Below are 23,126 nucleotides of genomic sequence, written 5' to 3'. Positions count from 1 at the left end.
GTGACGAGATACGCTCCCACCGCGCAGCACACGAGCACAATACGAGTAACGAGGTCCCGGTCCATCAAACGTCCTTACTTAATCCTCTTCGGGCTCGGCGCCCTCAGGATAGCGCCCCGTCTCTTCCAGATGCTTTTTGACGTCCGAAGCATACACATCCACGTACGGGTATCCGGACAACGCAGACATCTTATGCATCACGAAGTCCGTAAACGGACGCATCACCTCCCGCGAGTGCGGATCAAATCCGTGCTCCGTCGCCCAAGCGTGCGGGTCAATAGGTTCGCTGAGCTTGATGCGGACCTTCGCCGGGCGCGGAAGTACCGACCCGATCGGGTTCGCCTCGCGGGTGCCAATCATGGCCACCAAGATCACCGGCGCTCCCGTGTCCATCGCGACACGAGCCATACCGGTGCGCCCCTTGTAGATGCGACCATCCGGTGAACGCGTGCCTTCCGGGTAGATACCGAACACGTCGTTGCGATCAACAATCACCTCGCGCGCAGCCTGCTGCAGGTTCGCGCCCGCATTCGAATCACCGCGATGCACAGGGATCTGACCAACAGCGGTAAAGAAAAACCGCTTGAACCTGCCCCTCAAGCCAGGTTGCGTAAAGTACTCGCTCTTCGCCGGAAACGTGATTTGCCGACGCAGCATCAGCGGCAGATAGAACGAATCCATCACCGCTTGGTGGTTCGAGACAAGAATGACGCCGCCTTCGTCCGGCACATGCTCCGCGCCTTCAATCGTGGGACGATTCCACACGAGCAGCGCTGGACCTAGCAACGCTTTAAACGCCGAATACCACTTGTTATGCACGGTGTCTCCCTGCTAGATCCTCACGAGCCAAGTCTGCGACACCGATCATACCTGCCTGCGGGCCCAGCTCTGCGCATAGAATCTCCGGAACAGGGCGGTACCCGGAGCCAACCATGTTACGACGCAACGAATCCTTGGCATCTTCCATAAAGAGATCTGCGTCGGCGCTCACGCCACCGCCAAGGACCACCAGGCCCGGATCCATAACGTCAGCCACTATCGACAAACCACGGCCCAGCCACTCCGCAAAACTCGCAAGCGCCTTCACGCCAAGCTCATCGCCCTCGCGTGCAGCCTCCATCACGTCATGGCCCGTCGCCCGCTTATCGACGACTTTCCGGTACAAACCGCACTTCTTAAAACCGCCGTGCGCTGCGACCTCCAAAGCACAGTCCACCAACGACGTGCCCGAGGCGTACCGCTCCAAGCAGCCCTGCTTACCGCAGGAACACACGCGCCCATCTGGCACAACAGTCAAGTGCCCGAACTCGGGGGCAGTGCCGAACGATCCGCGGTAAATCTTGCCATCAATCATCAGCGTTGCGCCGATACCGGTACCGACGGCAAAGAACACCCAGATATCCGCATCCTTTGCTGCGCCAAATCGGTATTCACCCCAGGCTGCCGCGTTCGCGTCGTGCTCAAGGCGGACTGGTAGGCCCAGAGCCTCCTCAAGCTGCGCCCGAACCGGTTGGTCGTTGCGCCACGGCAAATGCGGGGCGAACCGCACGATCTCGCAGTCCGGGTCAAGAAAACCGGCGATAGCCAAGCCGACAGCATCAACCACGTACTCCCGCTGCAGCTGCCGCACCATATCGACGATGACGTCGATAAGCTCATCACCAGTCTGCGGAGTACCAGTAGATATCGATGCAACGATGCGCCCAGAGTCATCGACCACTGCTGCGCGAGTATTCGTCCCGCCGATATCAAAACCGACAGTCAGCTTGGATTCAGTAGACATACATGACCATGCTAGTCGCCGAGAGCCTGAGAAAATAATAATTTCTCACACCGCTCCCCCAACACCTGCCACGAAAACTCCCGCTGCACATGGCGTCGCCCCGCCTTCCCCATCGATTCCCGCAGCAGGGGATCACGCAGCAGACGCACCAACGCCGCGACAAGTGCATCATCATTCTTATCGACGACCACTCCGCTGTGGTCCGCCACCGTTTCCGGCGCACCGCCCGAATCACCAGCGACCACCGGTACCTCACACGCCTGGGCCTCGAGAAACACAATCCCGAGGCCTTCAACGTCGAGGCCTCCGCCGCGGGTACGAACCGGCATCGCGAACACGTCTGCAGCCGCAACGATTCGACACAGGTCAATGTCGCTGACCCGCCCGGTGAACCTGACACCGTCGACGCCCTCCGCCATCGCGTGAAGCCGACGGGCATACGGACCCTCCCCAACAATCACCAATTGTGCACCCGGCACCTGCTCGCGCACCCTCGGCAGGACGCGGATCAACCGGTCTTGCCCTTTGCGTTTCACCAGACGCGACGCACACACAATCAGCGGAGACTCCGCGCCGATTCGGAACGAAGCTCTGGTCTCCAACTTCTCCTGCTGCGTTGCGGGCGCGTAGCGGGACGTCGATACGCCTGAGGGAAGCGCAACGAACTGAGGATTCGGACCAAATGCTTCCTTGAATCGCCCCAGTGTGTACTCCGAAATGTACGTGATTACATCGGCACTACCGCCAATCGTTCGCAGCAGTCGACGACCAATGCGAAACATTGACCACCCGACCTCATGGCCATGCGTCGTTGCCACAACCCGCGAAGCACCCGCACGCTTCGCAGCACCCCCCATCACTCCAAGAGGAGCTGCAGCACCAAACCACACCGTATCGACGTGCTGTTCCCTGATAATTCGCCGCATCATCCTCCGGACAGCAGGAGTAGGCAACATCACCGGAAAGGGCCAACGAATAATCGTGTACGGCTGTTCCGCATCCCATGCGAGAGCAGCCACCTTATCCTGCATCGAGGCAAACACAATGATGCTCTGCGCCCCGCGACGGTGAACGACCTCCTGCACATAATCCCGCAAGTACGACTGAATCCCACCGACAGTCGGTGGGAAATCATTCGTCACCAATAAAACAGTCATGGTGCCTAATAACGGACAGCGCCCTGGACCGGCATCGAATTCAACGGGACAACCTGGACCGGAATACCGTAGTCAGAGGCATGCACAACCATGCCGTCGCCGATATACATGCCAACGTGCGTCACTCCCGGGTAATAACCGACAATGTCACCTGGCTGCAGGTCCCCCATGCTCACCGGCATGCCACCAGCAAGCTGAGCCTGCGAGGTACGCGGGATCGCCTTACCGTTCTGCCCGTAAGCCCACACCATGAGCCCAGAGCAGTCGAACGCCGACGGCCCCGTCGCGCCCCAGCCATAAGGCTTGCCAACCTGCGCGAGCGCGGCACCGACAACCCCATCCCCCACCGGAGGCAACGAGCCAGCATCAACGGGGTGCAGACGTCCCTCCCACAACGAACGCGCCTCCGGCGACAAATTATCGACGCGCGCCTCAATCTCCTCAATCTGTCCCTGCAGCGCCTCGCGCTCACGCTCGAGCTTCGAACGCTTTGAATCAAGGTCATTTCGGAGATACTGCGCTTCCGCAAGGGCTACGTTTGCAGCATTCGCCTTCGTTGCCGCGTCCTGGGCAGCGCCTTCGTACTCGCGGAGCACGCTTTGCTGTTTGCGGGACAGCGAATCCAGGTACGCAGCACGGTCAATAGCAGTCTGGGGACTACCAGAGTCCAGCGTTGTAAGGATCACATCGGCCTGGACGTTGCGGTACCGGGAAGCAGCGAGGCGGTCTACTTCCCTTTGGAGATCATCACGAGCGATTTTCGCAGCTTGAACTTGGGTACGCGCATCCGCCGCGTCAGACTGCAAGCGCTCAAGTTCCTCCGACTTCGCGGCAATATCATCCTCGACGCCCTTGAGCTCTTCTACCTTTGCGGTGACCTCATGCGAAAGCTCATCAACCTGATGAATCAGTTCTTCGACGTCATCCGCCACTGCGGACGGAGCAACAACGCTACTGCTCACAACGACAGAGAGCGATGCACCCAGCGCCACGCGCTTCCCCCAGGAACGCCCATTTGCAACATGACGCGCATGTAAAGAGTGTTTAGCCACTTAAAGCCCCTTCGCTGGCAAGAAAAACTATCACCAATATAGCGAGAGGGGCTTAAAGTTACAATCTTGTAATTCTTCTGCCGACCCCCACCACAATCGTTTGGATCGGCCGATAAATACCGAGCTTAGAAGCGCACAGCGGAGTGCACTGGCATCATGTGCAGTGGACGCTCAGCGACCGGAGCGCTGGTGTTCAGTGCATCAATGATAGTGCCGTTACCGGTGTAGATACCAACGTGGGAAGCGCCACCGTAGTAAGCCACGATGTCACCAGGCTGAAGCTGATCAAGCGGAACCGGAGTACCCGCAGCCGCCTGCGCCTGCGAGGTACGAGGGATGGACTTACCAGCCTGCGCATATACCCAGGAGGTGAAACCGGAGCAGTCGAACACGTTCGGGCCTGCAGCGCCGTATACGTATGCAGCACCAATCTTTGTACGTGCAATATCGACCAGACGCTGACCTGCGGAGACCTGCGGCGCTGGAGCAACTGCCGGCGCAGCAACGTTTGCGGAGTATGCCTTCGCGGCTGGCGCCTTGAACTGAGCCTCGACGTTTGCCAGCCATGCGCCAAACGAAGGTACGTTGTTGACGCCAGGAACCGCACGAACCTGTGCAATTGCCGTAGGGACATCAGCATTGGACTTCTGACCTGCCAGGGATGGGATCCAAGCCTCGATGCCAGGAATCGCAGCGATGCCAGGCACGTTCTCAATACCTGGAACCTGAACAGCTACCGGCGAGTTCGGGACGCGAACCTCAGCCGCCTCTGCAGAGATTGGCGAGAGCAGCGAGGCACCTGCAGCTGCTGCGGTCACTACCGCGACGTTACGTGCAGTGCTGTGTGCCTGACGACGGTGCTTAGCCATAATTGTAAAACTCCATATCTTCTCTTTTGCCGACCGAGTTAGCTGACGGGTTGGGCTAGAGAACCAGCCTTACGACTTCCACGGAAAACTCCGCTCTCGTTCGCATTCACCCCAGAGAGAAAATCCTGCTTGGGTCCCCGGCTTCCCGAAGCCACTAAGGCTCAGGGAATTAGGCGCTATATGTACTTACTGTTTGCTTTCAACGGCTGTTGCTGCAATGTCTCGATTAGGTTACGAAACGGAAACATCTTTGTCCAACGACACGGCCGTTATCGTTCCGTTATTTTTCCCTCCCCTCATTCCGCGCGAATTTTCCTGAGAACTACAAGCAGAGCGCCTCAATGTACCGAACCTGACGAACGACCTTCTACCTGCGCTTTTGCGAACCTTCCTCACCTGTACACAGAGTGCCGATTTGGTAAGAATGCACTAAATCACTCTTATGTGACATTGCTCACTAACATTGTGTAACGCTTCCATAACGCTTCGAAATGGCTTCAAATTCCTCCGCCTTCAGACGTGAAGCGGTGAGCCATTGCTCCGCATCTATACCAAGTGCCGTAACAGAACGAAGTCAGAAGTGGGCTCGTGTCATAGCACGGGCGAGATAAAGGTGCTGAGTTCCAAAAGTGATCTGACCAGACATACAAAAACGCCCTGGCCAGCTGTACTCTCGTACAACCAACCAGGGCGCCTTGAGCGACCGCTAGTGTGTTAGAGCCTATTCAGAAGCATTGCGGTCATCGAGGTGTTTGGTTTCCTCGAGCTTGCGCAACGTCTCGATCTCCTCATGGTGGTTCTCGCGCTGCGCGTCCCGGACGCGCTCGGAAACGCCAAGCTCAGCAGGCTTGAATTTACCGATGGTCTCGGAGTCAGCGAAGCCGAGCTGGTTGAGGCGCTTCGGAACCGGAGCACCAGCGTAATCGAGCGGCACTGGGTGTCCATGCTCGTCGACTGGGCCAAGCGGCTGGTGGATCTCCACAAACGCACCGTTAGGCAGCTTCTTGATGATGCCCGTTTCGATACCGTGCTCCAGAACCTCACGGTCGGAACGCTGCAGACCAACACAGATACGGTAGGTCAGCCAGTATGCGAACGGCGGCAAGACAATGAGACCGATGCGACCGAACCAGGTCATCGCGTTCAGCGAGATCTGGAAGAAGTGAGCAACGTGGTCGTTGCCACCGGAAATCGTCAGCAACAGGAAAAACACGAGTGCCATCACACCGAGGCCGGTACGCACTGGAACGTCACGTGGGCGCTGCAGCAGGTTGTGGTGCGCCGTGTCACCGGTCACCTTCGCTTCGATGAACGGGTAGCTGATCAGCAGGACGACCATGACGCCACACATGAGGGCAACCCAGAAAGCACCCGGAATGGTATATGGGCCGAGGTAGAGCTCCCACGCTGGCATGACACGAGCTGCGCCGTCAGTCCACAGCATGTAAACGTCAGGCTGCGAACCGGCGGAGACCTGCGACGGGTTGTATGGGCCGATGTTCCAAATGCCGTTGATGGTGGTCAGACCAGCCATAGCAGCGAGGACACCGAAGACAACCATCATGAAGCCGATCGCCTTGACTGCGAAGACCGGCATAATGCGGATGCCAACAACGTTGTTCTCGGTACGGCCGGGGCCTGGGAACTGGGTATGCTTCTGGAACCAGACGAGCAGCAGGTGCGCTGCGATCAGAGCCAGGATCACGCCCGGGAGGATCAGAACGTGCAGGATGTAGAAGCGGTCCAGCATCAGGTCAGACGGGAAGTCGCCGCCGAAGATTGCCCAGTGCATCCAGGTACCGATGATCGGGATACCAACAATAATGGCAGACATAATACGGAGGCCAACACCAGAGAGCAGGTCGTCTGGCAGGGAGTAACCCATGAAGCCTTCGGCCATGCCGATGAGAATCAGGGTAACGCCGATGACCCAGTTAGCCTCACGTGGGCGGCGGAACGCACCGGTGAAGAAGATACGCATCATGTGGGCGAACATCGCCATCATGAACATCAGCGCAGCCCAGTGGTGCATCTGACGAACGAACAGGCCACCGCGGACCTCGAATGAAATATTCAGAGCCGTGGCGTACGCGCGTGACATTTCCACGCCGTTGAGCGGTAGGTACCCGCCGTCGTAGATCACCTTCGTAATGGAAGGGTCAAAGAACAGCGCGAGGTAAATACCTGTCAGCAGCAAGATAATGAAGCTGTACAGCGCCATCTCACCGAGCATGAAAGACCAGTGGCTCGGGAAGACCTTATTCAACTGTGGCCGGAGGAAACCGGCTACCGTGTACCGCGAATCAACGTTGTCCGCGGCTTGTGCAAGTTTAGTACTCATTAGGATTTACGCTCCCAGAATGCCGGGCCGACGGGCTCGATGAAGTTTCCGTTGGCGATGAGGTAACCGTCTTCGTCAACAGTCACAGGAAGCTGAGGCAGAGCACGGGCAGCCGGTCCGAAGATCGGTTTGCCGTACTGCAGTGCGTCGAACTGCGACTGGTGGCACGGACAAAGGATGCGGTTCGTCTGCGCTTCGTAAAGCGAGGTCGGGCAACCAATGTGCGTACAAATCTTGGAGTATGCGTAGTAATCCCCGTAGTGGAAATCTTCCTGACCTTCACGCTCAACGACGCGGCGTGCGTCCTCAGAGCGAAGGCGGATCAGCATAACTGCGTTACGAGGGCCATGCAGCGAGTGCATGTGGTGTTCGTATACGTCGCGCTCTGGGTCGTAAATGTCACCATCGTTGACATCCTCCGGGTAGAGCGGGAATACCGTCTCCATGGAAGCAGCAGCGAGGTCTTCTGGACGCATACGCACCAGGCGGGAAACACCTGCCGTGGAGTAGTGCGAGCCAGCTACGCCTTCGTGCAGCTCGGCGATCGCGCCAGTGTCGCGACCGAGGTAAACCTTGACGCCCTTCTCCTGCATGGTCCACCCGTGTGTCCAAAGCGTGCCATCACCTAAGTAGTTAAGGTCGTGGCGCTTCTTCCATGGGTTTTTGATCATACCACCGAGGGGTGCAACGACCATGAGGCCGGCGAGAACACCAGCGGTGCCAAGCAGACCCTTCATTGCCTTGCGACGACCAAGGGTGGAAGTCTCCCAGGCATCATTCAGCAGAGCGGTCGTCGTGCGACGGTCCAATTCGGAAGAACGGCCGTCGTGACGACGCTGTACGGAGATCTCCTCAGGGATGAACTTCTTCACGTACTGGACAATCGCGATACCCAGGGCGGCAAAACCGACACCAGAAGTAAGGCCGAGCAGTGGCGTGTAAAGCGTGTAAACCCAAAGTCCTTCATCGCCGTGGAAGCGTGGCTCCCATGGCCAGAAGAGGTAGACACCGAGGAACGCGATTCCGCAGAGCACCGAAATAATCAACCAAATGTTGATTCCGAGTTCGGAAGACTTCTCGCGTGGGTCGCCATCAACTGGGAACCGCTCCTTGCGGTACGCAACGGTGACGTCGTCGAGTTCCGTGCCCAGAGCAGCGAGCTCCGCATTATTCATGCGGTCCAAATCTTGGGATGTGTAGTTCTTGTTTACTTCACTCATGAGCGCGATCCAATCCAGATAGCTGCGGCAGCAACGAGCGTTACGCCGATCATCCACATAGCCATACCTTCAGAAACTGGGCCAAGGCCACCAAGGGCGTAACCGCCAGGGCTTGGGGTTTCCTTCGAGGACTTAATAAACGCAATGATGTCGCGCTTCTCGTCGGCGCTGAGCTGGCGATCCGAGAACTTTGGCATGTTCTGCGGGCCAGTCAGCATCGCCTGGTAGATCTCCTGCTCATTCGCAGGGTCCAACTCCGGCGCATACTTACCAGAAGATAGTGCGCCACCGCGGCCGGTGAAGTTGTGGCAAGACGCGCAGTTCAAGCGGAAGAGCTCGCCGCCACGTGCGACGTCGCCAGCCTGAATCTGGCCATCGTAGTTCTTACCGCGAAGCTCTTCCTTCGCGAGTGATCCGTCTGGGTTGTACACCAGCTCCGGTCCCCCACCGTTGGCAGCAACATAGGCAGCCAGTGCCAGTGCTTGGGACTCGGTGTAACGAGGACGCTTGCGTTCAGCCTGAGCGTCATTCGACATCATCGGCATACGTCCGGAGTTGACCTGGAAGTACACAGCACCTTCGCCGGTGCCGATCAGGGACGGGCCGCGGCCTTCAACACCCTGGAGGTTTGCGCCATGGCAAGTGATGCAAGCGACGTCGTAAATGTCCTTGCCTTCTTGAATCATTGCCTGGTCATCTTTTTGCGCAGTAGCGACCTGCGCGTTCGGGGCAAGCGCCGATGCGAGGAAACCCGCACCCGTGAGGCCGAGCGTCAAGGCTGCTGCACCAGCAAAGGTGCGCTGCGCCTTGCGCCGACTGCGCTTTTTCTTAGGTGATTTTTCCATCTTGTTCCCTTTGAGCGTCAGTGTCTAATACAGATAAATGGCCTTCCGTCATTTCGACGGCGACTCTACGTATCAGATACCTATTGAACGATATACAGAGTAATGAAGACGCCGACCCAAATTACGTCAACAAAGTGCCAGTAGTAAGAGGTCACCATTGCTGCAGTAGCTTGTGCCGGAGTGAACTTCGACTTAGATACGCGGAGCAGCACAACCACGAAGGCAATGATGCCGGCGGTCACGTGCGCCATGTGGAAGCCAGTGATGATGAAGAACACTGACCCGAAGACACTCGCCTGAATGGTCACGCCGTGCACGATCATTTCTCCCCACTCGAAAGCCACGAGTCCGAGGAAGACAACGCCAAGCGCGATAGTTACCGTGAACCATTTGCGGAGCCCAAAAACGTCACCCCTTTCTGCTGCAAATACGCCGAACTGAGAAGTCACGGAAGAAGACACAAGCACGATCGTGATGATCAAGCCGAACATCACGTTCAGGTGTGCCGTCTGGTTATCCCAGTCGCCTGCGGTCATACCGTTTGCACGCGAGGTGAAATACATCGCGAACAAACCGGCAAAGAACATCAACTCTTGGGCGAGGAACGCGATCGTGCCAACGCTGACCATGTTTGGTCGGTTCAGCGCCGGGACACGATTCTGCGGTGTCGCCATACCTTGGTTAGAAATTGCGGTCGTCACGCATGTGATTATCCCCTGTTTTCGGGTCAAAGTCATCTTCTTTCACCCACAAACTTTTCGGCAGATTTCGCGCTAACCTGCCTTTTCTGGCCTAATAGCGCTCGAAGGAAATAACTTTCTGCAATACCGGGAACTTTTCTAGCCACTCATCCGACTACATCAATGCAGGTCACAACTTTCTCGACTTCATTCAGCTCACTTTCGGCTGATTTTTAGGCAATCCAGGATTCAATTTCATCGATTCTTTGCAGTGTTTCAAAAGTTCCCAATAGTGATGGGACTCACATTACACCGCTACCGTTTCCGGCTGCAGACCTACTTTCGTATGACCCCCAAGTGTTACGAATGAGTTCAACCGAAAGGATGAAAATAGCAAGCAAAAATCCCCCTCAGCCTTAGCTGAAGGGGATCAGTTTTCGCCGACACCTCCCGAAGGCGGGGAGGTCAGCGAATCTTTAGTGCTTCTCGCGCGGGATACCGTACTGCAGATTCAGCTGCGTAGTGGTCCACACGAGGAATACTGCGCCAAACACGACGAGCCACAGCTGCCAGAATGCAATTCCGAGTCCGAGGAACATAACCGCACCAGACATTGCGAACGGCCAGATGGAGCTTGGCGAGAAGAAGCCGAGCACGCCTGCGCCATCTTCAACCTCTGCCTCTTCCCAGTCTTCCGGAACAACGTCCATGCGACGCTCGGTGATGTCGAGGTAGACAGCGAGCATGAAGCAGAGCGCAGTAGCGAGAACCAAGCCAACGCCACCGACCCATTCGAGCCCGTAGAGGTAAGCATCTTCACCAATCCACGCTGTGCTGATCATGTAGAAGACTGCCATCAGCGCCAGGAAGGTACCGATTGCGTAGAAAGCTTTTGAACCAGTTGCCATTTCTCTGCCTTCTCTTTCTATACCGTCGCGTTAGGGTCGTTGGTGTTGTTGCCGTCGCGGGTGCCGTGGCGGTCAGACACGAACGGACGTGTGGAGGTGGCGTACGGCGCTTCGCCGATGGATGCGAGCGCATCGGAGTTTGGCGCCTCAGGGTTGTCAATACGGAACTGAATGTACTGAGCAAACTTTTCTGGGGTCACGGCACGAACCTCGAAGTTCATCATCGAGTGGTAAGTACCGCACATCTCGGCACAGCGACCAACGAATGCGCCAGTCTTATCGATCTTCTCAATCTGGAATGCACGCTGCTGCTGGTTCACCTCTGGGTGAGCGTAGGTATCACGCTTGAAGAGGAATTCAGGAACCCAGAATGCGTGGTTCACGTCACCGGATGCGAGACGGAACTCAATCGCACGATCGGTTGGCAGGACGAGCACCGGAACCTCTTCGGTGGTTCCGAGAGTCTCAATCTCATTGAAATTGAGGTACGAGAGGTCACCGGTAGAAGTGCCGTGGATTGGGTTCGGGTTCTTAATATTCTCGTCGTCGTACTTCGTTGCCTCAGCCTTGGCCTGACGCTCGGTGTCAACACCGTCATATGCCTGACCGTTCGAGGTGAACTCACCGTCAACGTTTGCGTAGCCAAACTTCCAGTTCCACTGGTATGCGGTTACGTCAACCGTCACTTTCGGGTCCTTGCCGAGGGCTGTAGTCTTCGTCTGCGCCTGGACGGTGAAGAAGAAGAGCACCATAACAATGACGATCGGAATGATCGTCAGTACAAGTTCCAGCGGCACGTTGTACTGGAGCTGCTTCGGGAACTCAGACTTGCCGCGCTTCTCCTGACTCTTCGCGTTCCACTTGAAAATCGCGGTGAGGAACAAGCCCCACATGATGATGCCGATAATCCATGCTGCAACCCAGGTCCATACCCAGAAGTTGTACATCTGCTCACCCTCAGGGGTAACAGGATCTGGCCAACCCATATCCAGCACCTTCGAGAGCGCCTCTGGCGGTGCAACCTCACAGCCCGTCAGCGCGAGACCGCCCAGCAGGAGCGATCCGGCAACTGCGATTTTCTTCGCGAAGTTGCGGTCCTTTACCTTTTCCACGTGTGTCTGCCTTCCTGTCCACACTCGCTGTTTACGGCAGGACGCACAAACAGGTGCGCCCAAGCATTGTTACTCCGTCAGAATAGTGGATAAGGCGCATCGCCTCTGAATTCTTTTGATTTTGAGTCGAGGTAAGCATTCGTGGTCAGCTGACATCTTTTACCGTGTATGCAAAAGCCGTGCACTCAACGGGTTTTGCATAAAACGGTACAAACGTCCTGGTAAGAGCTTTATTTTTCACTCAAATTGCTCAACCATAAGTTGGCCCCCTTTTGGGGACCGAATAAAGGATGAAGAATTTCCGCATTTTGGGGCTGGTTTCGTTGGTTCGCGCATCTCCTACAGAAAACCCTATTGTTGATTGGAAGAAATGCTTCGTGGCCCAGCACTCCGCACGGCTGCGTACACCTTATATATAGGAGAGGTTTTCAAGTCTATGTGTGGCCTGTTGGCTCTACTCACCACAAACAGCAATGCCGCAAGCTTCGTGGAAGCCGCGGAACGTGCGTTGCCCTGCATGTATCACCGTGGCCCTGATGCCGCCGGCACCTGGAACGACGACCACGCCGTTTTTGGTTTCAACCGCCTTGCCATTATCGATCTCGAGCATTCTCACCAACCCCTACGCTGGGGCCCGAAGGAGAATCCGGAGCGCTACGCGCTGACGTTCAACGGCGAGATTTATAACTACATCGAGCTTCGCGAGGAACTGCAGGAGGCAGGCTACGATTTCAATACCTCGGGGGACGGCGAGCCAATCGTTGTTGGCTTCCACCACTGGGGAGAGAAGGTTGTCGAACACCTGCGAGGCATGTTCGCGTTTGTCATTTGGGACACCGAGACACAGCGTATGTTCGCGGCACGTGATCAATTCGGCATTAAGCCCTTGTTTTACGCTACTACCCCGGTAGGCACTGTGTTCGCTTCCGAGAAAAAGTCCATCCTAGAAATGGCTCCAGAGCTGGAGATTGGTCTCGACCTAGATCGGCGAGCTATCGAGCACTACGTTGACCTGCAGTATGTTCCCGAACCAGAAACGTTGCACGAGAGCATTCGACGTGTGGAGTCTGGCTGCACGGTGTCACTGACGCCTGGCGGTGAAGTCACATCGGAGCGCTACTTCAAACCACACTTCAAGCCACAGCAAATCCCACAAGGTCAAGAGCAGAAGCTTTACGACAGGATCGCTCAGGCGCTCGAAGACTCCGTCGAGAAGCATATGCGAGCGGACGTCACCGTCGGCTCCTTCCTCTCGGGCGGCATTGATTCGACAGCGATTGCTGCCCTGGCGAAGAGGCACAATCCGAACTTGCTGACGTTTACCACCGGCTTCGAGCGCGAGGGCTACTCCGAGGTAGACGTGGCTGCGGAGTCCGCTGAGGCGATTGGTGTTGAGCACATCGTGAAGATTGTCTCGCCTGAAGAGTACGCGGACGCGGTGCCGAAGATCATGTGGTACCTCGATGATCCGGTCGCGGACCCTTCGCTTGTCCCGCTGTTCTTCGTCGCACAGGAGGCCCGCAAGCACGTCAAGGTGGTGCTCTCGGGTGAGGGTGCCGACGAGCTGTTCGGTGGGTACACCATCTATAAGGAACCGCTGTCGCTCGCGCCGTTCGAGAAGTTGCCGACGCCTCTTCTACGGGGACTGAACAGGCTAAGCCGTGTGCTGCCGGAAGGCATGAAGGGCAAGAGCTTACTCGAACGCGGTACGACCCCAATGGAGGACCGTTACTACGGTAACGCTCGTTCCTTTAACTTCGAGCAACTACAGCGTGTGCTGCCGTGGGCGAAGCGCGAGTGGGACCACCGCGAGGTCACCGCGCCGATTTACGCCACATCGACAGAGATGGATCCAGTTGCCCGGATGCAGAACTTGGACCTGTTTACCTGGATGCGCGGCGATATCTTGGTCAAGGCGGACAAGATGAACATGGCGAACTCGCTGGAGCTGCGCGTGCCGTTCCTGGATAAGGAGGTCTTTGAAGTCGCGCAGACGATTCCGTACGACCAGAAGATCGCGCACGGCACCACCAAGTATGCGTTGCGTAAGGCGATGGAGCAGATCGTTCCGCCGCATGTTCTCCACCGCAAGAAGCTGGGCTTCCCGGTTCCAATGCGCCACTGGCTGGCCGGCGATGAACTCTTTGGTTGGGCACAGGACACTATCCGCGATTCGCAGACCGACCATATCTTCGCCAAGGACCAGGTGCTGGAGATGCTCAAGGAGCACCGTGACGGTGTTTCCGATCATTCGCGTCGCCTTTGGACGGTGCTCGCGTTTATGATCTGGCACGGCATTTTTGTCGAGCATCGCATTGATCCGGGCATCGAGCACAAGGAATACCCGGTTCAGCTTTAAGGAGGACCTGCTCATGTGGACCAAGAAACGGGTACTGACTACCATCGTCGCGATGCTCAGTGCGCTGCTCCTCGCAGTTGGCGCCGTGGCGTTCGTCTACGGTCCGACGCTCACCGCGATGCTGACGGGCACCGCTCGTTTCGCGGGGACACAGACGCCGAAGCGGTATAGCGCGACGGTGCTCGCGCTCGCCGAGCAGGGCATCTACGCAGACTCAAAGGAGTTCGAGGAGGCGAAGGCCCGCGCAAAGGAGGCCGCCAAGCAAGCAGATACGCTTTTCGACGTCTACCCCGCCCTCGAGGACGCAGTCAAAGCTGCTGGCGGGAAGCACTCCCGTCTGATTGAACCTGGTAACCCTAACCTCGGCTGGACTATGGAAGAGAAGTCGGAAGCCTCAGTCAGCGTCGAGGGCCGCGTTGCGGTGGCAACCGTGCCTGGCGTCGATCGGCACGATGATGTGCAGGGCTACGCAGACACGCTCGCAACAGGTCTGGCTTCCGCGCGTGATGCCGGGGCATGCGGGGCTGTCGTTGATCTGCGTGGCAACGACGGGGGCGACATGGGCCCAATGGTCGCAGGCCTCTCCTCACTGTTGCCGGATGGCACGGTGCTCGAATTCGTCTCTCGGACGAACACTACCCAGGTCACGGTTGAGGGGAACTCGGTGACCGGCGGCGGCACCCCGATCACGACTTCTGGCGGGAAGTGGGATGCGCCGGTGGCCGTCTTAGTCGATGGCGACTCTGCTTCGTCGGGCGAGGCCACGATGCTGTCGTTCCGCGGGCTTGAGCACTCCCGCAGTTTCGGTTCGCCTACTGCGGGCTACGCGTCGGCAAACATGGCGTACGACTTCCCAGACGGCAGCCTGCTGATGCTGACTATCGCGAAGGACAAGGCGCGCACTGGTGAGGAGTTCGCCGACGATCCGGTGCAGCCCGACGTCGAAACGGAGACGCCGCTCGAAGAGGCCAAACATTGGCTCTCGACCGAGCACGGTTGCAACTAGTCCACGCAGACGAAACACCCCGCGCCTATCTTCAATCATGAGGTGGGCGCGGGGTGTTGGCGTCGAAAAGCTACTGCTTAGTTGAAGCTATCGCCGCACGCGCAGGCCGAGCCTGCGTTCGGGTTGTCGATGGTGAAGCCCTGCTGCTCGATGGTGTCAGCGAAATCGATCGTTGCACCGGTGAGGTACGGCACGCTCATCTTGTCCACGACGAGGCGCACACCCCCGACAACGTCAGCCTTGTCACCGTCGAGCTCGCGGTCGTCGAAGTACAGCTGGTAGCGCAGGCCAGCGCAGCCACCTGGCTGAACAGCAATGCGAAGCGAAAGGTCGTCGCGGCCTTCCTGGTCGAGCAGAGCCTTCGCCTTTGCAGCCGCTGCTTCAGTAAGGGTCACGCCCGTGGCAGAGGTAGGTGCAGTCATTCTTTCTCCTTGCTTAGCGAATATCTTCACGCAAGATGCGTGCTTCGGAGTGTGGCACTAGCGTACTCGCATCACACCGTCATCGTCTACAGCGTATGGGAGCGGGCGCTTATTCCCCACTTTCGGGGACGGCCTTGTAGCCTGTATAGCGTGAAACTTCCTTGGCAGAAATCTGATGAGGCTCCAGCCGCCGCTGCTGCCGCAGCGAATCGAGCGGAGACTCCCGAAACCGACGCGGAACCCGCGAAGAAGTACCCGAAGGGCTACACCCCTCCGAAGGGTCGGCCGACGCCGAAGCGCCTTGATCAGGAGATTAAGCGCGGCGTGGTCCGCGACCCCAACGCGACGACTCCCGCTCAGCAGTACCAGAAGAATAAAGAGCTGAAGAAGTCGATGTCGAAGGAGGAGTGGAAGGCATACAAGAAGCAGCAGCGCGAAGAGGCGAAGAAGCACAATCGCGAGGTCCAAGCCAAGATGGACGCTGGCGACGAGCGCTACCTCATGGACCGCGACCGTGGCGAAACCCGCCGCTTCGTCCGCGACTGGGTAGATTCGCGCCGCTTCATGAACAACTACGCGATGCCGCTGGCGATCCTGCTGTTCCTCATTCTCTTCATCGGCTCCTGGTACCCGGAGATCGCCGGCGCCATCGCTATTTTGCCGATGGTGTTTATCGTGCTGATTCTTGGTGAGGCATTCCTGATCGGCAAGCGTGCGAACAACGCTGTGCGCGCGAAGTTCCCTGGTACGGCTGATACCGGCTTCGGCCTTGGTATGTACGCGTTCTCTCGCGCGTCGCAGCCGCGGAAGTGGCGCTCGCCGAAGCCACAGGTGCGCATCGGCGAGACCGTGAACTAAACGGACAAAGGACGTTTCATGGCTGTTGCATTCGACCCGATTGAGCATCCAAGCGAAACCCTGCGCCGCGAGCTTGCCCGCGAACTACTGCGCAGCCCGGAGGGGCGCGGTCTCGGTCGCGTGGGAACGATTGCGGAATGGACTGCCTCGGTGCAAAACCGTACGCGCCCGGTTGCGTTCCGTCAGCCGCAGTGCGTGCTTGTCGCCGGTAACCACGGTGTTGCAGCACGCGGTATTTCCGCGCAGCCGCACGACGCCGCCTGGACCGCTGTAAAGCAGATTGCGGCAGGTAGCGGTGTCGCTCGCGTTGCAGCGGAAGCCGCGGGCGCGTCGATTATTCAGATTAATGACTACTTAACGCTGCCGACAGGCGCGATAGACCGGCAAGCCGCCATGACGCCCGAGGCGTTCGAGCAGGCAGTCGCGCACGGTGCTCGCGTCGTTGACCAGGGCGTAGACAGTGGAGTTGACCTGTTCATTCCTGGAGACATTGGCGTCGGCAATTCGACGGTCGCCGCCGCCGTCTATGGCGCGCTGTCGCGCACCGAGCCGGTCAAGATCATCGGGCGCGGCTCGGGCATCGACGACAACGTCTGGAAAGTGAAAGTTGCGGCAATTCGGGACGCCATGTTCCGGGTGCGCACCTTTAGTGACGACGTCCCCCGCGTCCTTGCCGAGCTTTCGGGGCCAGATTTCGCGTTCCTTGTCGGTATGTTCGCGCAGGCCGCGGTTCGTCGAACCCCCGTACTTTTCGACGGCCTCTACGCCACCGTCGCCGCCTACGCCGCCGAGCGCCTCGCACCCGGCACGAAGCAGTGGATCATGGCGGGCCAGCTCAGTCCGGAACCCGCCCAGATGCTGGCGCTCCAGGCCCTCGATATCATTCCGGTGCTGGCACTGGACTTGTCGCTCAACCAGGGAGTGGGCGCGCTCGCAGCGCTGCCGCAAATCAACCTGGCTTCTGAGCTCGTTACTACAGTGCTCGGGCCGGAGGCCCCAGAGGGCGCCCCGGCCTGAGATCCCTCTAGTTCTCGGCTGGGACGAGCATGTGGTTCCAGCCGTGGACGTCTTCGACCGAGCCGTCCTGGATACCGCGCAGGCGCTCGCGCAGCTGCATGGTGATGGTGCCTGCCTCATTGTTGTTTACGGTGAACTCACCGTGGCGGCTCAGCACGCGCCCGACCGGAGTGATCACCGCTGCGGTACCGCATGCAAGCGTCTCACTGATGGTGCCGTTTTCAGCGCCCTTGTGCCACTGCTCCACCGTGATCTTGCGCTCCTCGGTGCTGTAGCCGAGGTCTTCCGCAACCTGCAGCAGCGATTTGCGGGTGATGCCCGCCAGGAGGGAACCGGACAGTGCTGGGGTGATCAACTTCGCGTCCTTCCCGCTGCCCTCGACGAACATGAGGTTCATGCCGCCCATCTCTTCGATGTACTTGCGCTCAATGGCGTCGAGCCAGACAACCTGGTCGCAGCCCTTTTCTTCTGCCTCGGCCTGCGCGAGCAGGGAACCCGCGTAGTTGCCAGCGAACTTGGCGTCACCGGTGCCGCCGGGCGCCGCGCGGACGTATTCCTCGGAGATCCACACGCTGACGGGCTTGACACCGCCGGAGAAGTAGGCGCCAGCTGGGGATGCAATTAGGTAATAGGTGTAGGTGCTCGAGGGCTTCACCCCGAGCGTCTTCTCGGTGCCAATCATAAATGGACGCAGGTACAGCGCCGCTTCCCCGCCAGCTTCGGGGACCCAGTCCTTATCAATCGTCACCAGCTGCTGCAGCGACTCGATGAACAGATCCTCCGGCAACTCAGGCATTGCCAGGCGATGCGCGGAATGGGCAAAACGCGTCGCATTCTGCTCGGGGCGGAACGTCGTGATCGAGCCGTCGTGGTGGCGGTATGCCTTCAGGCCTTCGAAGATCGCCTGCCCGTAGTGGAAGACGTTAGTCGCCGGGTCCAGCGAGATCGGCCCGTACGGGCGGACCTGCGCGTTATGCCAGCCGTTGGCCTCGTCCCAGTCGATGGAGACCATGTGGTCAGTAAACTCTTGCCCGAAGGCTGGGTTTGCGAGCACTGCATTGCGCTCTTCGTCAGTTGCCTTGTTCGGATTCGGGATAATTTCAAATGGTGTGCCTTGAGTCATGCAGACCACCCTACTCCCCGATTCCACTCTTTGGAACCGGAATTCCATATTTTCTTCCACGCACAAATAGCTTGCCCCGCGCCACGCGTCCCTTATTCCAGGTACCCTTGGCGATGTTCAATAATCTTAAGAAAGGCGCATGTACTCATGACTTTTTCGGTTCCTGAATCGCTGCTCCCGGTCCGGGGCGACTCCGTCTCCCTCAACTTTTCGACGTCCGCTCCGAGCGACACCGCTGCCCTCTTGCTACCCGTGACCTCGGATGACTCGAAAGTTGAGGTCCCAGTGACCTCACTGGCACCGAAGGGTGCACTCGAGGCGCTGGAGACAGTCGGCGCGAAGGGCACCGCCGGCGAGATCACCCGCGTGGTCGTTGATGGGAAGTTGGTCATCGCCTTTGGCCTGGGCAACGCCGATGAGATTGATGATGAGACTGTCCGTCGCGCTGTCGGTTCCCTGGCTCGCACACTGTATGGCACGGAGTCTGCGGTGATCTCGACTGAATTCGGCGTCACCCCCGTCGTGGAAGGCCTGTTGCTGGGCGCCTATAAATACAAGGGCTTCAAAGCCCCGTGCCAGTGCGGCTGTGACGGCGAGCACGGGCTTACCGACGTCACCGTTGTAGGCAAGGACGACGAAAAGGAAGCATTCGACCAGGCAGTGATTCTCGCCGAGTCGGTCATGCTGGCGCGCGATCTCGTGAACACGCCGTCGAACCACCTCTACCCTGCTGTGTACGCGGAGCTCATCGAGAACGTCGGCAAGCAGGTTGGACTCGAGGTCGAGGTGTTCGACGAGAAGCAGCTTGAGGAGCAGGGCTTCGGCGGCATCCTCGCGGTCGGCAAAGGCTCCGCCCGCGCGCCGCGCCTGGTGCACCTGAAGTGGACGCCTTCCGCGTCGAAGTCCTCTGTCGCGTTGGTTGGCAAGGGCATCACCTTCGATACCGGCGGCATCTCCCTCAAGCCGGGTGCAAAGATGGAGGACATGATTTCCGACATGGGCGGCTCTGCTGCTCAGTTCGGCGCAATTGTTGCAGCTGCCCGCCTCAACCTGGATGTTGCGGTCGACGCCTGGCTGCCACTCGCGGAGAACATGCCATCCGGCACTGCCACCCGCCCGGGCGACGTGATTCGCCACTACGGCGGCATCACCAGCGAGGTACTCAACACCGACGCTGAAGGGCGCCTCGTGCTGGCGGACGCGATGGCACGCGCGGCTGAAGATAACCCTGACTTCATGATTGAGACGTCCACGCTGACCGGCGCTCAGCTCGTCGCCCTCGGCAACCGCACTGCCGGCGTCATGGGCTCTGATGAGTTCCGCGACCGCGTCGCTGCGCTGGGCCGCGAGGTTGGCGAGCAGGCCTGGGCGATGCCGCTGCTGGAGGAACAGGAAGAAGAGCTGAAGTCCCCCGTCGCCGATATCCGCAACGTCCACAATGCCCGTACCGGCGGCATGCTGTTCGCTGGCCTGTACCTGTCCCGCTTCGTCGGCGAGGACACCGAGTGGGTGCACATCGATGTCGCCGGCCCGGCGTGGAACGGCGGTTCACCGCACGGCTACACGCCGAAGCGTGCGACGGGCGCCCCGCTGCGCACGATCGTTGCAACGCTTCGCAGCATTGCTGAAGCCAACTAGTCCCCGGATTTAGGAAAAGGGATGTTCGCCGCGCTCAAACTTGGCGCGGCGTTCTTTCTGTTCCGCTCGCTTCCGCAGGATGCGTTCTTGCTCCATCTTGCGACGCATCCGGTCCGGGTACCCGGTCTCTTCGACGTCATAAAGAGATATATTCAGCAGCGTAGCGACGGCGTCGATACCTTTGGGACCTCCGATGCGCCGGCGGGTGTAGTTGCCCTCTTCATCGACAAGCACGACGGACATCTCGTTGACCATCGTTTCCGGCTCAACAAACCCCTCAACGAAGGCACGCTTCGCAACCCATTCCTGGAGGTAGGCAGCGTCTTCCGGCCGGATGGTTTCGCCGGGCGCGCGTGGGGGTTTGAAGGTGGTCTGCTTCTTCCGCTTGCCGAACAGGTTAAACACTTCTCTCATCATACGGATATTTCTCGACGCCCCAATTCTGCGTTTGGTGGCCTTCAACAAATTAGTTGCCCCCGAAAGGCACGAAAGTCTTCGGTGACAGGTACGCTATTGACCTGTATAGCTTCTACGAAAATGTATCTGCGAGGAGACTAAATTATGGCGCACTCTGTCGAGATGCCTGAGCTGGGCGAATCCGTCACGGAAGGCACTATCACCACCTGGCTGAAGGAAGTCGGCGACAAGGTAGAGGTCGACGAACCATTGCTGGAGGTTTCCACCGATAAGGTCGACACGGAGATTCCTTCCCCTGTCGCCGGTGTAATCCTCGAGATTAAGGCCGAGGAAGACGACACCGTTGATGTCGGTGACGTGATTGTGATTATCGGCGAAGAAGGCGAAGCTCCGGCATCGGACTCGGCAAAGGACGAGGAGCCTCAGGAAGAAGAGGAGCCAAAGAAAGCTCCGGAGGAAGAGAAGGCTGACAAGCCTTCCTCCGGCGACGCCACCGATGTCTCCATGCCTGAGCTGGGCGAATCCGTCACGGAAGGCACTATCACCACCTGGCTGAAGGAAGTCGGCGACACCGTCGAGGTCGACGAGCCACTGCTCGAGGTCTCCACCGACAAGGTCGATACCGAGATTCCTTCCCCTGTCGCAGGCACCCTCGTAGAGATCCTCGCTGAGGAAGACGACACCGTCGAGGTCGGCGAAGTCATCGCCCGCATCGGCGACGCTGACGCCAAGCCAGCTGAAAAGGAAGCTCCAAAGGCCGAAGAGCCAAAGGAAGAAAAGAAGGAAGCTCCGGAGGAAGAGAAGGCTGACAAGCCAGCCTCCGGCGACGCTACCGACGTCTCCATGCCTGAGCTCGGCGAATCCGTCACCGAAGGCACCATCACCACCTGGCTGAAGGAAGTCGGCGACGCCGTCGAGGTCGACGAGCCACTGCTCGAGGTCTCCACCGACAAGGTCGATACCGAGATTCCTTCCCCTGTCGCAGGCACGCTCGTAGAGATTCTCGCTGAGGAAGACGACACCGTCGAGGTCGGCGAAGTCATCGCCCGCATCGGCGACGCTGACGCCAAGCCAGCTGAAAAGGAAGCCCCAAAGGCCGAAGAGCCAAAGGAAGAACCCAAGGAAGAAAAGAAGGAAGCCCCGAAGGCTGAAGAGCCAAAGGAGGAGAAGCCGAAGGAAGACAAGCCAGCACAGCAGGCTTCGACCAAGGTGAACAAGTCCGACGGTTCCCTCCCGTACGTCACCCCGCTCGTGCGCAAGCTGGCAGAAAAGCACGGCGTTGACCTGTCCACGGTTGAGGGCACCGGCGTTGGTGGCCGAATCCGCAAGCAGGACGTGATCGCTGCAGCGAAGGGTGGATCCGACGACAAGGCCGAGGCATCGGCTCCGAAGTCCGAGGAAAAGAAGGGCGCACGCTCCAACTGGTCCACCAAGTCCGTGGATCCGGAGAAGCAGTCACTGATCGGCACCACCCAGAAGGTCAACCGCATCCGCGAGATCACCGCTGCGAAGATGGTCGAGTCGCTGCAGACCACGGCTCAGCTGACGCACGTTCAGGAAGTCGACGTCACCCGCATCGCAGAGCTGCGCAAGCGCGTGAAGCCGGAGTTCATCAAGAAGCACGACGCCAACATCACCTACCTCGCGTTCTTCATCAAGGCGACGGCCGAGGCCCTGGTCTCCCACCCGAACGTCAACGCGTCCTACGATGCGGAGAAGAAGGAGATCACCTACCACGAGGACGTCAATATTGGTGTCGCAGTGGATACGCCACAGGGCCTGCTCGTGCCGGTGATCAAGCGTGCACAGGACCTGAACCTGGCGCAGATCGCGCAAGCTATCAACGACCTGGCGACCCGCGCACGCAACAAGAAGCTGCGCCCGGACGACCTGTCTGGTGCAACGTTCACGGTGACCAACATCGGTTCCGAAGGTGCACTGCTGGATACGCCGGTGCTCACCCCGCCACAGGCAGGCATCCTGGGTACCGCGGCGATTGAGAAGCGCCCGGTCATCGTTACAGAGGAAGGTAGCGACTCCATCGCGATCCGCCAGATGTGCTATCTGCCATTCACCTACGATCACCAGCTGATCGACGGCGCAGATGCAGGCCGCTTCGTCACCACGATCAAGGACCGCATCGAAACCGGCGACTTTGAAGACGACCTGGACCTCTAAAACAGGTCAAGATGAGGAATCTTAGCGGTGGCCCCAATGCCAATACAGTGTTGGGGCCACCGCTGTTTTCACCTCCGCATATTTTCAGCTGACTGGCCGACCCAGGCCAGTTTTGCCCCGTAGACTATTCACGACATCAGG

20 protein-coding genes and 1 riboswitch are annotated in these 23,126 nt (G+C 58.6%); of the genes, 6 read left to right on the top strand and 14 right to left on the bottom strand.

The window, feature by feature from the left end:
• Positions 1-78: 78 nt before the first annotated feature.
• The 11 genes from QP802_RS00305 to ctaC form a co-directional block, all read right to left on the bottom strand.
• Positions 79-819, bottom strand: coding sequence for a lysophospholipid acyltransferase family protein (locus QP802_RS00305; RefSeq protein WP_070362198.1), 741 nt, complete (start codon positions 817-819; stop codon positions 79-81).
• Complete coding sequence (locus QP802_RS00300; RefSeq protein ID WP_070362197.1) at positions 812-1,783, bottom strand: ROK family protein; 972 nt, start codon at positions 1,781-1,783, stop codon at positions 812-814. Before QP802_RS00300 ends, QP802_RS00305 begins: the two co-directional genes overlap by 8 nt.
• 11 nt (positions 1,784-1,794) lie before the next feature.
• Positions 1,795-2,940: a glycosyltransferase family 4 protein gene (locus QP802_RS00295; RefSeq protein ID WP_284817401.1), complete on the bottom strand. Its 1,146-nt coding sequence runs from the start codon at positions 2,938-2,940 to the stop codon at positions 1,795-1,797.
• A gap of 5 nt (positions 2,941-2,945) precedes the next feature.
• Entirely contained in the window at positions 2,946-3,992 is a 1,047-nt protein-coding gene (locus tag QP802_RS00290) for a C40 family peptidase (RefSeq protein WP_284817400.1), read from the bottom strand.
• 125 nt (positions 3,993-4,117) lie between these two features.
• Positions 4,118-4,861 carry a C40 family peptidase gene (locus QP802_RS00285; RefSeq protein WP_284817399.1) on the bottom strand — a complete coding sequence of 248 codons (744 nt, stop codon included), beginning with the start codon at positions 4,859-4,861 and terminating at the stop codon, positions 4,118-4,120.
• 12 nt (positions 4,862-4,873) lie between these two features.
• Positions 4,874-5,047, bottom strand: a riboswitch (cyclic di-AMP (ydaO/yuaA leader).
• A gap of 535 nt (positions 5,048-5,582) precedes the next feature.
• A complete protein-coding gene (gene qcrB, locus QP802_RS00280; RefSeq protein ID WP_070362193.1) occupies positions 5,583-7,202 on the bottom strand; it encodes a cytochrome bc1 complex cytochrome b subunit in 1,620 nt (539 codons plus the stop codon).
• Positions 7,202-8,422: a cytochrome bc1 complex Rieske iron-sulfur subunit gene (gene qcrA, locus QP802_RS00275; protein ID WP_070362192.1), complete on the bottom strand. Its 1,221-nt coding sequence runs from the start codon at positions 8,420-8,422 to the stop codon at positions 7,202-7,204. Before qcrA ends, qcrB begins: the two co-directional genes overlap by 1 nt.
• The gene (gene qcrC / locus QP802_RS00270; RefSeq protein WP_070362191.1) at positions 8,419-9,267 is read right to left on the bottom strand and encodes a cytochrome bc1 complex diheme cytochrome c subunit; all 849 of its coding nucleotides are present in this window, start codon (positions 9,265-9,267) and stop codon (positions 8,419-8,421) included. The genes qcrA and qcrC overlap by 4 nt, the downstream gene beginning before the upstream one ends.
• Before the next feature lie 80 nt (positions 9,268-9,347).
• Positions 9,348-9,968 carry an aa3-type cytochrome oxidase subunit III gene (ctaE, locus tag QP802_RS00265; RefSeq protein WP_284817398.1) on the bottom strand — a complete coding sequence of 207 codons (621 nt, stop codon included), beginning with the start codon at positions 9,966-9,968 and terminating at the stop codon, positions 9,348-9,350.
• Positions 9,969-10,423: 455 nt separating this feature from the next.
• Positions 10,424-10,855 (bottom strand): aa3-type cytochrome oxidase subunit IV, encoded by a 432-nt coding sequence (gene ctaF, locus QP802_RS00260; RefSeq protein WP_284817397.1) that lies wholly within the window; start codon positions 10,853-10,855, stop codon positions 10,424-10,426.
• A 17-nt stretch (positions 10,856-10,872) separates the two neighbouring features.
• Positions 10,873-11,967: an aa3-type cytochrome oxidase subunit II gene (gene ctaC, locus QP802_RS00255; RefSeq protein ID WP_070362189.1), complete on the bottom strand. Its 1,095-nt coding sequence runs from the start codon at positions 11,965-11,967 to the stop codon at positions 10,873-10,875.
• A 436-nt stretch (positions 11,968-12,403) separates the two neighbouring features.
• On the opposite strand from ctaC, the gene asnB reads away from it, so the two are divergent.
• Together asnB and QP802_RS00245 are read left to right on the top strand one after the other, a co-directional pair.
• A complete protein-coding gene (gene asnB / locus QP802_RS00250) occupies positions 12,404-14,326 on the top strand; it encodes an asparagine synthase (glutamine-hydrolyzing) (RefSeq protein ID WP_284817396.1) in 1,923 nt (640 codons plus the stop codon).
• Between the two features lie 13 nt (positions 14,327-14,339).
• Complete coding sequence (locus QP802_RS00245; RefSeq protein ID WP_284817395.1) at positions 14,340-15,332, top strand: S41 family peptidase; 993 nt, start codon at positions 14,340-14,342, stop codon at positions 15,330-15,332.
• Between the two features lie 77 nt (positions 15,333-15,409).
• On the opposite strand, the gene QP802_RS00240 is transcribed toward QP802_RS00245, so the two are convergent.
• Positions 15,410-15,754, bottom strand: coding sequence for a HesB/IscA family protein (locus QP802_RS00240; RefSeq protein WP_070362187.1), 345 nt, complete (start codon positions 15,752-15,754; stop codon positions 15,410-15,412).
• Positions 15,755-15,904: 150 nt separating this feature from the next.
• On the opposite strand from QP802_RS00240, the gene QP802_RS00235 reads away from it, so the two are divergent.
• Both QP802_RS00235 and QP802_RS00230 read left to right on the top strand, forming a co-directional pair.
• On the top strand, positions 15,905-16,612 hold the full coding sequence (locus QP802_RS00235; protein WP_070362186.1) for a DUF3043 domain-containing protein: 708 nt from the start codon (positions 15,905-15,907) through the stop codon (positions 16,610-16,612).
• An 18-nt stretch (positions 16,613-16,630) separates the two neighbouring features.
• Positions 16,631-17,629, top strand: a complete 999-nt coding sequence (locus QP802_RS00230) for a nicotinate-nucleotide--dimethylbenzimidazole phosphoribosyltransferase (RefSeq protein WP_284817394.1) — start codon at positions 16,631-16,633, stop codon at positions 17,627-17,629.
• A 7-nt stretch (positions 17,630-17,636) separates the two neighbouring features.
• Here QP802_RS00230 and QP802_RS00225 read toward each other — a convergent pair whose 3' ends face one another.
• Entirely contained in the window at positions 17,637-18,752 is a 1,116-nt protein-coding gene (locus QP802_RS00225; RefSeq protein ID WP_284817393.1) for a branched-chain amino acid aminotransferase, read from the bottom strand.
• A gap of 147 nt (positions 18,753-18,899) precedes the next feature.
• On the opposite strand from QP802_RS00225, the gene QP802_RS00220 reads away from it, so the two are divergent.
• Entirely contained in the window at positions 18,900-20,390 is a 1,491-nt protein-coding gene (locus QP802_RS00220) for a leucyl aminopeptidase (protein WP_284817392.1), read from the top strand.
• A gap of 9 nt (positions 20,391-20,399) precedes the next feature.
• Here the strand turns inward: QP802_RS00220 and QP802_RS00215 are convergent, their stop codons facing one another.
• Complete coding sequence (locus tag QP802_RS00215) at positions 20,400-20,795, bottom strand: oxidoreductase (protein WP_070478965.1); 396 nt, start codon at positions 20,793-20,795, stop codon at positions 20,400-20,402.
• Positions 20,796-20,951: 156 nt separating this feature from the next.
• Between QP802_RS00215 and sucB the strand changes: the two genes are divergently transcribed.
• Complete coding sequence (gene sucB / locus QP802_RS00210; protein ID WP_284817391.1) at positions 20,952-22,985, top strand: 2-oxoglutarate dehydrogenase, E2 component, dihydrolipoamide succinyltransferase; 2,034 nt, start codon at positions 20,952-20,954, stop codon at positions 22,983-22,985.
• Positions 22,986-23,126: the final 141 nt, after the last annotated feature.

This window comes from Corynebacterium sp. UMB10119B, from assembly GCF_030228125.1.
GTDB lineage: Bacteria > Actinomycetota > Actinomycetes > Mycobacteriales > Mycobacteriaceae > Corynebacterium > Corynebacterium pseudogenitalium.
The sequence above is the reverse complement of the archived record's forward strand: the minus strand, read 5'-3'. Positions and strand labels throughout refer to the sequence as shown.